Here is a 12,025-nt window from a genome sequence, read left to right as displayed (position 1 = left end):
ACGTACTCGGTCAGCGCGCCACGGCCACCGGCGCGCTCAGGCGCACATCCGTCAGGGAATGCGCCACCTGGATCTCATACCTGCCCTCGATCAGCGACCAGGAATCCGTTCCCTCGTCCCAGATCTCGAAGGCGCGCCGCCGCAGGCCCACGGTGACCTCGACCGTCTCGCCGGGCTCCGCCTCGGCCACCGCGAAGCCCGCGAGCCAGCGGGCCGGGCGCTCGGCGCCGTCGGCGTCCCGGTGCGGCTGCTCCGGCGCCGCGTACAGCTGGACGACCTCGCGGCCCGGCCGCGTGCCCGCGTTGCGCAGCCGCACCCGGACCTCGGTGGGGGAGGCGTCGACCGCCTCGTACTCCCACTCGGTGTAGCCGAGCCCGTGGCCGAACGGGTAGGCGGGCGTGCCGCCCGCCTTCTCCCATGCCCGGTAGCCGATGAACACGCCCTCGTCGTAGTGGAGTCGGCCGTCCTTCGGGGCGGTGTCCACGACCGGCGCGTCGGCCAGCGCGGCCGGCCAGGTGGTGGGCAGCCGGCCGCCGGGCTCCGCGGCGCCGAGCAGCACGTCGGCGAGGGCGGCGCCGCCCTGCTGCCCGGGGAACCAGCTCAGCAGCACCGCCGCCGTGCTCTCGCGCCACGGCAGCTCCACCGGGGAGCCGGTGTTGACGACGACCACGGTGTTCGGGTTCGCGGCGGTGACCGCGCGCACCAGGTCGTCCTGGCGCCCCGGCAGCCGCAGGTCCTTGCGGTCGAAGCCCTCGGACTCCACGCGCTCGGTGGTGGCGACCACCACCACGGCGGTGTCGGCGTCCGCCGCCGCGCGCGCCGCCTCGGCGATCAGCTCGTCGGGGTCGTGCTGCGGGCCCAGGTGCAGCAGCGAGAAGCCGATCGCGTTCATCGGCGCGTCGGTGACCTTGTAGACCGTGTCGCGCAGCGAGATCCCGACGCGCTGCCCGGCTTCGAGCACGACGCGGCAGCGCTCGGTCTGGGCGCCGAAGAACGCCTCGAACGGGTCGGAGGAGTCGCCCCGTTCCTGGTAGCCGTCGAACAGCACGTCGCCGTCGACGCTGAGCGTGAAGCCGCCGAGGCCCCGGGTGCCGAAGGTGTGCTCGCCCGCGTCGCGCGCGGTGAACGTGCCACCGATCTCGACGCTGTGCAGCGCGTCGTAGGTGACGCCCTCCGGCAGGTCGCTGCCGACCCACTGGACCCGGCCGCCTGGCAGCTTGACCGTGGCGAGCACCGCGCCGGCCGCGTCGCGCGCCGTGGCCGTCAGGTCGAACCCGTCGGCCGCGAGGGCCAGTTCGGTGTTGGGGTCGGCGCCGATCGTGTAGGTCAGAGCGCCCTCGGGCAGCGCGGCGCGCAGGCCGTCGAGCGGGGAGACGACGCGGGCGGGGAAGACGGTGGCGGAGCCGCCGCCGAGGATCCTGGCGTCCCGCGCGGCCGCGCCGATCAGCGCGACCTTCCCTGTGCGGGCCGGGTTCAGGGGCAGCGCGGGGCGCCCGTCGCGTACCTCGTTGCGCACGAGGACGAAGGAGCGGCGCGCGATCTCACGGGCCAGCGCGTCCCCGTCGAGGGGCGCAGGCGGCTCGGCGACGACGGGCGGCGCGCCCGCCAGGATGCCGACGCGCGCGGCGAGCAGCAGCACCCGGCGCACGGCGTCGTCCACGGCCGACTCCTCGACCTCGCCCGCCCGTACGGCGGCTGCCAGCTTCTCCCCGTACACCGTCTGCGGCCCCGGCATGGCGACGTCGAGGCCGCCGCGGAGGGCGCCCGTGGTGGAGCGGGCGGCGAGCCAGTCGGAGACGAGGCAGCCGTCGAAGCCCCACTCGCCGCGCAGCACCTCCTGCTGGAGGTGGCGGTGCTCCGTCATCGACGTGCCGTTGACGGTGTTGTAGGCGGCCATGACGCCCCACGGGCGGGCGTTCTTCACGATCGCCTCGAACGGCGCGAGGTACAACTCCCGCAGCGGGCGCGGCGCGACGACGTTGTCGACCGTGAAGCGGTCGGTCTCCGCGTCGTTGGCCACGAAGTGCTTGACCGTCGTGCCGACGCCGCCGTCCTGCACGCCCCTGACGTACCCGGTGCCGATCTCGCCGGTCAGGTACGGGTCCTCGCTGTACGCCTCGAAGTGGCGGCCGCCCAGCGGTGAGCGGTGCAGGTTCACCGTCGGCGCGAGCAGCACGTGCACCCCCTTGCGGCGCGCCTCCTGGGCCAGCAGGTGCCCGGCGCGGCGGGCGAGCGCGGGGTCCCAGCTCGCGGCGAGCGCGGTCGGCGAAGGCAGCGCGACGGACGGGTCCTCCGAGGTCCAGCGCACACCGCGGACACCGACCGGGCCGTCGGACATCACCAGCGGCGGCAGCCCGATCTCCGGCACCGCGGGCAGCGACCACTGGTCCTGCCCGGCCAGCAGCCGGGTCTTCGTGTCCAGGTCGAGCGTGGCGAGCGCCGCCTCGACCGCGGCGTTCCGCGCGTCGTCGTCGGCGGTGGTGGTGGGTGCGCCGGAAGACAAGGCCGTACCTCCAGGTACCGGGGATGCGGGGGCGGGGCGAAAGGGCGACGGTGGGGCCGATGGCCGCGGGGCCGTGGCTCTCCAGGGCCCCACCGACGGTTACATGGTGGGCCACGAACCTGTAGATGAGTAGGCTTCGTTACCGGTTCGTAATTTCAACGCCGGGCGCATGGCGTACGGTCCTGTCCCAGGAGACGACCGGAAGGCCGAGGTGGATGGCGGCGAGAGCCAGAACTGAGGAGCGGCGGGCCGAGATCCTGCGGGCCGCGCTCGAGGTCATCGCGGAGCGCGGCTACCGCGGTACCACCCTGGGGGCGGTGGCCGAGCGGGTCGGCCTCACCCAGCAGGGCCTGCTGCACCACTTCCCGACGAAGGAGGCGCTGCTCGTCGCCGTCCTGGAGGACCGGGACCGCTGGGACACCGGGGGCGGCGGCCGGCGCCGCGCGGGGTGGCGGCTCGAACTGCTCACCTCGCTGGTGGAGTACAACGCGATGCGCCCGGGCGTCGTGCAGACCTTCTCCGCGCTGCTCGGCGAGAGCGTCACCGAGGACCACCCGGCCCGCGCGTTCTTCACCCACCGCTACGAGCAGGTGCGCGCCGACATGGCGGATTCGCTGCGCGACGAGTTCGGCGACCGCCTGCCGAGCGGCCTCACCCCCGAGCAGGCGGGCCCGCTGCTGACCGCCGTGATGGACGGCCTCCAGTACCAGTGGCTGCTCGACCCCGAGGCCGTCGACATGCCCGCCGTCTTCCGGGACTTCCTCACCCTGCTGCGAGGCGGCGACGCGGGCCCGGCGGCGGGCTGAGGCCAGGGCCGCCGCGCCCAGGACCGCCGCGCACCGGGCCGTCAGCGCACCGAGAAGGCGTACGTCGTCCGCGAGGTGTACCGCTCGCCGGGCCGCAGGACGGCAGACGGGAACTCCGGCCGGTTCGGCGCGTCGGGGAACGCCTGCGTCTCCAGCGCCACCCCTGCGCCCGGCCCGAAGGGCACGGGCGGAGCGAACGAGTCCGCCGTGAACACCTGGATGCCGGGCTCCGTCGTACGGATCGTCAGCACCCGCCCGGAGGCGGGCGCGTACAGCTCGGCGGCGAACCGCTCGCCGCCGTCCGCCCCGCCGTCCAGTGCGAAGTTGTGGTCGTGGCCCGCGTCCAGCACGCGCGCCGCCCGGAAGTCGTGGCGGGTGCCCGCCACCGGCGCCGTCCCGCCCTTCGGGATGCCCGCCGCGTCCACCGGCGTCATCCGCGAGGCGCCGAGCCGCAGTTCGTGGCTGCCGACGGCGGGCCCCGAGGCCGCGCCGTTCAGATTCCAGTACGTGTGGTTCGTCAGGCTCACCGGCGTCGGCGCGTCCGCCGCCGCCTCGTACGCGATGGCCAGCGCGCCCGCCGCGTCCAGCGTGTAGGTCGCGGAGACGGCGAGGCGTCCTGGGAAGCCCTGCTCGCCCGCCGGGCTCACCCGCGTGAGCCGCACCCCGCCCGGCACCCGCTCGGCCCGCCACACCCGCCGGTCGAACCCCTCGGCGCCGCCGTGCAGGCAGTTCGGCCCGTCGCCCGGCACCAGCGCGTACAACGTGCCGTCGAGCGTGAAGGACGCGCCCGCTATCCGGTTCGCGTACCGGCCGACCAGCGCGCCCAGATACGGGCCGCGGCACGCCGCGTACTCCGCGGCGGAACCGAGGCCGAGCACCACGTCGCCCCGCGCCCCCGACCGGTCCGGCACCTCGACCGACTGCACGATCCCGCCGTACGTCAGCAGCCGCACCCGGGTGCCGCCGCGCTCCAGCGTCCACCGCTCGACCGGCCTGCCGCCCGGCGCCGTGCCCGCCGCTTCCCTGCTCAATGTCGTGTCCACGCTCGTCACGGTCCGGCAGCCTACGGGGCCGCCCGCGCCGCCGTGACCCGGGTGTACGCGATCTCCGCCAGCTTGCCCTGGCCCGGCCTGCCCGGGTGGAACCAGTCCCAGGGGCTCAGCAGCGCGGCGGAGAAGCGGTAGTCGAAGACCGCGCCCCCGTCGTACCGACAGCGCGGGTCGCGCCCGCACACGTCCCGCAGCACGCCGTTGTACGCCACGACCCGGTCGTACACCGCCTGCCTGCGCCGCGTGGCCGCGGGGCCCGCGTTCGACGCGTCCTTGAGCATCGACGCGCAGATCCCCAGCTTCCACACCTCGCGGCCGAGCGGGTTGGCACGCCCCTGCGACCACAGGCGGCGCAGGTCGGGCACGCTCGCCACGTACACCTGCGAGGACGGCGAGGCGGCCCGCAGCCGGCGCAGCGCCGCCGTGAACGACGCGCGGAACGCCGCGACCTGCGTCATGCCGGACACCGAGGGGCGGCAGGCGTCGTTGGCGCCGGCGAGCACCGTCACCAGCGCGGGCCGGTGCGGCGCGACCTCGGCCATCTGGGCCGGCAGGTCCGCCATCCGGGCGCCGGAGCGCGCCGCGTTCCAGCTGTGCTTACGGGCGCCCGCCGCGCCGAGCAGCCGCACCGCGAGGCTGTCCACCGAGGCGTCCGTGCCCGTCGACCAGGACACCGCGGGGCAGTCGCTGAGCAGCCCGCAGGCGTCGAAGCCGCGCGTGATGGAGTCGCCGACCGCGGCGAGCGACCCGGGCCTGGTGTTCCACACGGGTGCCGCCGAGTGGGTGGCGCGCGGCCGGTGCGGCTGCGCGCCGTGGCCGGGGGCGCCGCACCCGGCGAGGGCGAGCAGCGCGGCCGCGCAGGCCGCGGACACACCGCGCGCCGCGCGCGGCCGTCCCGACCGCCTCAGCCACCGCATGACACGCCGCCTTTCCCGGTCCCGTGCCGGGCGGAACCGCCCGTGGACCATGCGCACCCCGGCCCGTCCTCGCGAGTGAAAGCTTCGCGTAAATCGGGCCCGGGACCGACGGTACGTCACCCTCAGGACCCCCGCGCACGGTAGTTTTTTCCCCGTCTGCCCAGTGGCATTCGCTCCGCACCGCTCCGGTAGGTTGCATCACGTCACATCCTGTCCGTTTTGCGGGGTTCCGCTTTCGATGATGTTTACTGAGGCCGCTGGGAAGGCGAACCTCGTCCCACACTGGAGGTGCCGGTGACGACACGTGGAGTCCTGTACGTGCACTCCGCACCGCGCGCGATGTGCCCCCACGTCGAGTGGGCGGTCGGGGGCGTGCTCGGGGTGCGGGTCCAACTCGACTGGATCAGACAGCCCGCCGCCCCCGGCACCTGGAGAGCCGAGTTCTCCTGGAAGGGGCGCGCAGGCACGGCGTCCGAGCTCGCCTCCGCGCTGCGCGGCTGGCAGATGCTCAGATTCGAGGTGACGGCCGAGCCGAGCGCGGCGGCCGAGGGCGAGCGCTACAGCGCCACTCCCGAACTGGGCATCTTCCACGCCGCCACCGGAGTGCACGGCGACATCCTGGTCCCCGAGGACCGGCTGCGCGCCGCGCTCGCCCGCTCGGGGCGCGGCGAGAGCGCCCTGGAGACCGAGGTGCAGAAGCTGCTCGGCAAGCCCTGGGACGACGAGCTCGAACCGTTCAGGTACGCGGGCGAGGGCGCCCCGGTCCGCTGGCTCCACCAGGTCGTCTGACCGGCGGGAGCCGCGGCGCCCGGCCGGGAGCCGTACGGTGGTGACCATGGCTGACCACAAGAACGTAGCCCTGCTCGGCACCGGCATCATGGGCGCGGCGATGGGCCGCAATCTGCTGCGCGCCGGGCACGCCCTGCGCGTCTGGAACCGCACCCGGGCCAAGGCAGAACCCCTCGCGGCGGACGGCGCCGAGGTCTGCGGCACCGCCGCAGAGGCCGTCACCGGCGCCGACGTCGTCATCACGATGCTGTACGACGGCCCCGCCACCCTGGAGACCATGCGCGAGGCCGCCCCTGGGCTCGCGCCTGGCGCCGTCTGGCTCCAGTCCACGACCGTCGGCGTGGACGACGTGCCGCGGCTCGCCGCGTTCGGCGAGGACCACGGCCTCCTCTTCGTCGACGGCCCCGTCCTCGGCACCAGGGCGCCCGCCGAGGCCGGCAAGCTGACCGCCATCGCCGCCGGGCCCGCGGCCGCCCGCGAGGCGCTCGCGTCCGTGCACGAGGCGATCGGGCAGCGCACGGTCTGGGCGGCCGACGACGGCTCGACGGCCGCGGCCACCCGCCTCAAGCTCGTCTGCAACAACTGGACGCTTGCGCTCACCCACGCCGCCGCCGAGTCGGTGGCCCTCGCCAAGGGGCTCGGCGTCGACCCGCAGGCGTTCCTCGACACCATCAAGGGCGGCCTGATGGACAGCGGCTACGTCCAGCTCAAGGGCGCGGCCATCATGAACGGCGACTTCGAGCCCAGCTTCGCGCTGTCCAACGCGGCCAAGGACGCCCGGCTGATCATCGCGGCAGCCGAGGCCGCAGGCGTACGCATGGACCTCACGGAGGCGGGCGCGGAGCGCTTCCGCCGCGCCGAGGCCGCGGGCCACGGCGACGAGGACATGGCGGCCACCTACTTCGCCAGCCAGCAGGGCTGACCCCGGGCCCCCAGGGCCGCGCGCGAGGGCCCCGCTCCCCTCCTCGGCGGAGGGGAGCGGGGCCCTGGAGCCGCGGCGCGTCAGACGGAGCGCAGCGCGAGCACCACGTTGTGTCCGCCGAAGCCGAACGAGTCGTTGACCGCGGAGATCGTGCCCTCGGGCAGCGCTCTCGGCTTGTCGCGCACGATGTCGGCGTCGACCTCCTCGTCGAGCTCCGTGACGTTGATGGTCGGCGGGGCCGTGCGGTGGTACAGCGCCAGGATCGCCGCGACGGTCTCGATGCCGCCCGCGCCGCCCAGCAGGTGGCCCGTCATCGACTTGGTCGCGGAGATCGCCATGTGGTCGAGGTCGTCGCCGAAGACCTGGCGGAGCGCCTTGATCTCGCCGAGGTCGCCCAGCGGGGTGGAGGTCGCGTGCGCATTGACGTGCACGACCTCGGACGGCTTGAGGCCCGTGTTGTCCATGAGGTGGCGCAGCGCCGCCGCGATGCCGTCACCCGTCGGCTCGGGGGCCGTGATGTGGTACGCGTCGGAGGAGATGCCCTGGCCGAGCACCTCGCAGTAGACCCGGGCGCCGCGCGCCGCGGCGTGCTCGGCGGTCTCCAGGACGATCAGGCCCGCGCCCTCGCCCATGACGAAGCCGTTGCGGGACTTGTCGAAGGGCCTCGACGCCTTCTCCGGCGCGTCGTTCTCCTTCGACATCGCCATCATGTTGGCGAACGCCGCGAGCGGCAGCGGGTGGATGGTGGCCTCGGTGCCGCCCGCGATGACCACGTCGGCCCGGCCGGTGCGGATCATCTCGACCGCGTAGCCGATGGCCTCGGCGCCCGAGGCGCAGGCGGAGACGGGGGTGTGGACGCCCGCGCGGGCGCCGACCTCGATGCCGACGTTGGCCGAGGGGCCGTTCGGCATCATCATCGGCACGGTGTGCGGGGAGACCCGGCGCGGGCCCTTGTCCCGCAGCGCGTCGTACTGTTCGAGCAGGGAGGTGATGCCTCCGATGCCGGAGGCCACGACGGCGCCGAGCCGGTCGGGGTCGACCGCGGCGTCCTCACCCGCCTTGGCGGTGAAGCCCGCGTCGGCCCAGGCCTCGCGCGCGGCGACCAGCGCGAACTGCGCGGACCTGTCGAGCTTGCGGGCCAGGGGCCGGGCCAGGACCTCGCTCGGGTCGACCGCGGCGGTGGCGGCGAACCGTACCGGCAGGTCGGCGTAGCGCTCGTCGTCGAGGGTGCGCACCCCGGAACGGCCCGCGAGCAGGCCCTCCCAGGTTGACGCGCTGTCGCCACCCAGTGGTGTGGTTGCGCCGATACCGGTGACGACCACGGTGCGATTGGTCGAGCTCACTGGAATTCTTTCTCCACGTGTAGAGGGGCTGAATTCTTACGGCGCCACCACCGGGTGGCCTCAGCCGTGCGATCCGGCCGGGGTACGACCGGACCGGGGTGCCATCAGTTCCTGACGGGTCCGTCAGCCCTGGTGCTTGGCGATGTAGTCGGCGGCGTCGCCGACGGTCTTGAGCTCCTTGACGTCGTCGTCGGGGATCTTGACGTCGAAGCGCTCCTCGGCGGCGACGACGACCTCGACCATGGACAGCGAGTCGACGTCCAGGTCGTCGGTGAAGGACTTGTCCAGCTGGACGTCCTCGACCGGGATCCCGGCGATCTCGTTCACGATCTCCGCGAGACCGGCGACGATCTCTTCCTGAGTGGCGGCCATGTCGGGCGCTCCTTCAATAGTGGCGGTTGTACTTCGGGCACGAGCCCCGGCCTGCGGCCGGGAGGCGTGGTGCCTAGGGGAGGGTAACGACCGTCGCGGCGTACACCAGACCCGCCCCGAAGCCGATGACGAGGGCGGTGTCGCCGCTCTTCGCTTTCCCGGTCGCAAGAAGCCGCTCCATCGCGAGCGGGATCGAGGCGGCCGAGGTGTTGCCGGTGGTCTCCACGTCACGTGCGACCGTGACGCTCTCCGGCAGTTTGAGGGTCTTCACCATCGAGTCGATGATCCGCATGTTCGCCTGGTGCGGTATGAAGACGTCCAGGTCCTCGGGGCCGATGCCGGCCGCGTCGAGGGCCTGCTGTGCGACCTTCGCCATCTCGAAGACGGCCCACCGGAAGACGGCCTGGCCCTCCTGGGTGATGGCGGGGAACGCGGCGGGCGTGCCGTCGCGGTAGGCGGTCCACGGGACGGTCTGGCGGATCGTCTCCGCCTTGTCGCCCTCGGAGCCCCACACGGTGGGGCCGATCATCGGCTCCTGCGAGGGGCCGACGACGACCGCGCCCGCGCCGTCCCCGAAGAGGAACGCGGTCGCCCGGTCGGTCAGGTCGGTCAGGTCGGAGAGGCGCTCCACGCCGATCACCACGACATGGGAGGCGGAGCCCTCCACGATCAGGCCCTTGGCCAGCGTGAGGCCGTAGCCGAAGCCCGCGCAGCCCGCGGAGATGTCGAAGGCCGCGGGCTTGCCCGCGCCTATGCGGTCGGCGATCTCGGTGGCGACCGCTGGGGTCTGGTGGAAGTGCGAGACCGTCGCGACGATCACCGCGTCCACCTGCTCGGGCGTCAGGCCCGCGGCCGCGATGGCCTTGCCCGCGGCCTCGACCGACATCGCGGCGACGGTCTCCTCGGGGGAGGCCCAGTGCCTCGACGCGATGCCGGAGCGCGAGCGGATCCACTCGTCGGACGAGTCGATCGTCTGAAGGATCACCTCGTTGGGCACGACCCGCGTGGGGCGGTAGCCGCCCACGCCCATGATGCGCGCGTACGGCGCGCCCTTGCTGGGGCTGATCTTCGACATCGACATGCTCGTGAGGCTCCTTTATCCGGCCGCTGAGGACTGCTCGGCAACCAGCGCGCGGGCCGCGTCGAGCTGGTCAGGGGTCTTGAGCGCGAGTGTCGTGACACCGGGCAGGTCACGCTTGGCCAGGCCGGTCAGCGTGCCGCCGGGGCACAGTTCGACCAGGGCGGTGGCGCCCAGGTCCGTGAAGGTCTCCATGCACAGGTCCCACCGCACCGGGTTGGCGACCTGCCCGACGAGCCGGGCCAGGGCGTCGGCGCCCGAGGCCGCCTGCTGCCCGTCCCGGTTCGACACGTACGGCAGCGCGGGGTCGCGCGGCTGAAGCTCCTTGGCCGCCGCGGCGAGCGCGTCGACCGCGGGGGCCATGTGGCGGGTGTGGAAGGCGCCCGCGACCTTGAGCGGCACGACCCGCCGCACGCCCTCGGGCTTGTCCTCGGCGAGCGCGGCCAGCTGCTCCAGGGTGCCCGCTGCGACGATCTGCGTCCTGCCGTTCACATTGGCGGGGGTGAGGCCGAGCCGCTCCAGGTGGGCGATGGAGGTGTCGCGCTCGCCGCCGAGCAGTGCCGCCATGCCCGTCGGCGTGACGGCCGACGCCTCGGCCATCGCCCGCCCGCGGACGCCGACCAGGGCCATCGCCTCGTCGTCGCCGAGCACACCGGCGAGCGCGGCGGCCGCCAGCTCCCCGACGCTGTGGCCCGCGACCGCGCCGACCGCGGCGCGCAGGTCGCCGCCCGAGGGGAACAGCTGCCGCGCGGACAGCAGCGCGGAGGCCACGAGCAGCGGCTGGGCGACCGCGGTGTCGCGGATCTGCTCCTCGTCGGCCTCGGTGCCGTAGTGGACCAGGTCGAGGTCGATGAGGGCCGACCACTGCCGCAGCTTCTCCTCCGCGCCGGGGAGGTCGAGCCAGGGGGTCAGGAAGCCGGGCGTCTGGGCGCCTTGGCCGGGAGCGACGAGTACGAGCACTCTCACACTCTCTCTTGTCGACGGTCCGGGACGCCCGTGATGACAGGGACCAAGAACCGAGGGGGTAGTTGTGGAGACTCTACAAGATCAGAACTGGACGTCGGCGTCCGCGAGCCGCCCGAGGATCAGCGCGATCCGCAGTGTGAAGGCGGATCGTACGTCGGAGGGTGACCATCCCGTGACGTCCGTCACACGACGCAGCCGGTAGCGCACGGTGTTGGGATGCACAAACAGCATGCGCGCCGCGCCCTCCAGGCTGCTCGCCTGCTCCAGATAGACACTCAGCGTTTCCAGCAGCGCGGAGCCCGCCTCTTCCAGCGGTCTGTAGATCTCCTCCACCAGCTGCTCGCGCGCGGCCGGGTCGGCGGCGATCGCGCGCTCCGGCAGCAGGTCGTCGGCGAGCACGGGGCGCGGCGCGTCCTGCCAGGCGGAGCAGGCCCGCAGCCCGGCCGCGGCGGCCTGCGCGGAGCGGGTGGCGCTCTGCAGGTCGGGCACGACGGGCCCGGCGACGACGGGCCCCGCGGCGTACGGCCCGATCAGCCCCTTCGCGACCTGGAGCGGATTGTCCGAGCCGCCCGCGACCACCACGAGGCGGTTGCCGAAGACGCCGGTCAGCACCTGGAGCTTGGCGTGCCGCGCCGCCCGCCTGATCGCCTCGACGGTCAGCTCGCTGTCGCCCTCGGGCGCCGTGCCGAGCAGCACGCAGACGTGCTCCGGGTTGGTCCAGCCCAGCGCGGCGGCCCGGGAGACCGCGCCCTCGTCGGCCTCGCCGGAGAGCACCGCGTTCACCACGAGCGATTCGAGGCGCGCGTCCCAGGCGCCGCGCGCCTCGGCGGCCTGCGCGTACACCTGCGCCGTCGCGAAGGCGATCTCCCGCGCGTACACCAGCAGCGCCTCGCGCAGCACGGCCTCGTCGCCCGGCGCCGCGATCTCCTCCACGGCCGACTCGACGACCTCGATCGTCGTGCGGACCATCTCGACGGTCTGCCGAAGGGTGATCGCCCGGGTCAGCTCGCGCGGCGCCGTGCCGAACACGTCGGTGGAGATCGCCTGCGGCCGCTCGGGGCGGCGGAACCACTCCGTGAAGGCGGCGACACCCGCCTGCGCGACGAGCCCGATCCACGAACGGTTCTCCGGCGGCATCGCCCGGTACCACGGCAGCGTCTCGTCCATCAGCGCGATGGCGTTGGCGGCGAGCCGGCCAGAGGACTGTTCGAGTCGGCGCAGGGTGGCGGCGTGCGGGTGGGGTTCGTTCGCGGGTCGAGGCACGGGACAAGACTGCCTCA

Annotated in this window: 11 protein-coding genes; 3 read left to right on the top strand and 8 right to left on the bottom strand. The window is 73.9% G+C overall.

Features of this window, described 5'->3' with window-relative positions:
• Positions 1-10 precede the first annotated feature (10 nt).
• The gene (locus AB0910_RS04710; protein ID WP_366743064.1) at positions 11-2,503 is read right to left on the bottom strand and encodes a glycoside hydrolase family 3 C-terminal domain-containing protein; all 2,493 of its coding nucleotides are present in this window, start codon (positions 2,501-2,503) and stop codon (positions 11-13) included.
• A gap of 215 nt (positions 2,504-2,718) precedes the next feature.
• Between AB0910_RS04710 and AB0910_RS04705 the strand changes: the two genes are divergently transcribed.
• A complete protein-coding gene (locus AB0910_RS04705; RefSeq protein WP_366743063.1) occupies positions 2,719-3,309 on the top strand; it encodes a TetR/AcrR family transcriptional regulator in 591 nt (196 codons plus the stop codon).
• A gap of 41 nt (positions 3,310-3,350) precedes the next feature.
• On the opposite strand, the gene AB0910_RS04700 is transcribed toward AB0910_RS04705, so the two are convergent.
• Complete coding sequence (locus AB0910_RS04700; RefSeq protein WP_366743062.1) at positions 3,351-4,352, bottom strand: aldose epimerase family protein; 1,002 nt, start codon at positions 4,350-4,352, stop codon at positions 3,351-3,353.
• A 20-nt stretch (positions 4,353-4,372) separates the two neighbouring features.
• Positions 4,373-5,275 (bottom strand): GDSL-type esterase/lipase family protein, encoded by a 903-nt coding sequence (locus AB0910_RS04695; RefSeq protein WP_366743061.1) that lies wholly within the window; start codon positions 5,273-5,275, stop codon positions 4,373-4,375.
• Between the two features lie 294 nt (positions 5,276-5,569).
• Here AB0910_RS04695 and AB0910_RS04690 point away from each other — a divergent pair, with 294 nt between their 5' ends.
• Complete coding sequence (locus tag AB0910_RS04690; protein ID WP_366743060.1) at positions 5,570-6,064, top strand: DUF3145 domain-containing protein; 495 nt, start codon at positions 5,570-5,572, stop codon at positions 6,062-6,064.
• A gap of 46 nt (positions 6,065-6,110) precedes the next feature.
• On the top strand, positions 6,111-6,986 hold the full coding sequence (locus AB0910_RS04685; RefSeq protein ID WP_366743059.1) for an NAD(P)-dependent oxidoreductase: 876 nt from the start codon (positions 6,111-6,113) through the stop codon (positions 6,984-6,986).
• Between the two features lie 80 nt (positions 6,987-7,066).
• Here AB0910_RS04685 and fabF read toward each other — a convergent pair whose 3' ends face one another.
• The 5 genes from fabF to AB0910_RS04660 form a co-directional block, all read right to left on the bottom strand.
• On the bottom strand, positions 7,067-8,329 hold the full coding sequence (gene fabF, locus AB0910_RS04680) for a beta-ketoacyl-ACP synthase II (RefSeq protein ID WP_366743058.1): 1,263 nt from the start codon (positions 8,327-8,329) through the stop codon (positions 7,067-7,069).
• Between the two features lie 123 nt (positions 8,330-8,452).
• Complete coding sequence (locus AB0910_RS04675) at positions 8,453-8,701, bottom strand: acyl carrier protein (protein WP_345642979.1); 249 nt, start codon at positions 8,699-8,701, stop codon at positions 8,453-8,455.
• A 73-nt stretch (positions 8,702-8,774) separates the two neighbouring features.
• The gene (locus tag AB0910_RS04670) at positions 8,775-9,776 is read right to left on the bottom strand and encodes a ketoacyl-ACP synthase III (protein ID WP_366743259.1); all 1,002 of its coding nucleotides are present in this window, start codon (positions 9,774-9,776) and stop codon (positions 8,775-8,777) included.
• A 21-nt stretch (positions 9,777-9,797) separates the two neighbouring features.
• Entirely contained in the window at positions 9,798-10,739 is a 942-nt protein-coding gene (locus tag AB0910_RS04665) for an ACP S-malonyltransferase (protein ID WP_366743258.1), read from the bottom strand.
• Positions 10,740-10,826: 87 nt separating this feature from the next.
• Positions 10,827-12,008 carry a helix-turn-helix domain-containing protein gene (locus AB0910_RS04660; RefSeq protein ID WP_366743057.1) on the bottom strand — a complete coding sequence of 394 codons (1,182 nt, stop codon included), beginning with the start codon at positions 12,006-12,008 and terminating at the stop codon, positions 10,827-10,829.
• Positions 12,009-12,025: the final 17 nt, after the last annotated feature.

The organism is Streptomyces sp. NPDC047002, assembly GCF_040704505.1.
Classification (GTDB): domain Bacteria; phylum Actinomycetota; class Actinomycetes; order Streptomycetales; family Streptomycetaceae; genus Streptomyces.
The sequence above is the reverse complement of the archived record's forward strand: the minus strand, read 5'-3'. Positions and strand labels throughout refer to the sequence as shown.

Coding starts and splice junctions, on each gene's coding strand:
- AB0910_RS04705 (WP_366743063.1), top strand. CDS start 2,719: ATGGCGGCGAGAGCCAGAACTGAGGAGCGGCGGGCCGAGATCCTGCGG.
- AB0910_RS04670 (WP_366743259.1), bottom strand. CDS start 9,776: ATGTCGAAGATCAGCCCCAGCAAGGGCGCGCCGTACGCGCGCATCATG.
- AB0910_RS04695 (WP_366743061.1), bottom strand. CDS start 5,275: ATGCGGTGGCTGAGGCGGTCGGGACGGCCGCGCGCGGCGCGCGGTGTG.
- AB0910_RS04685 (WP_366743059.1), top strand. CDS start 6,111: ATGGCTGACCACAAGAACGTAGCCCTGCTCGGCACCGGCATCATGGGC.
- AB0910_RS04675 (WP_345642979.1), bottom strand. CDS start 8,701: ATGGCCGCCACTCAGGAAGAGATCGTCGCCGGTCTCGCGGAGATCGTG.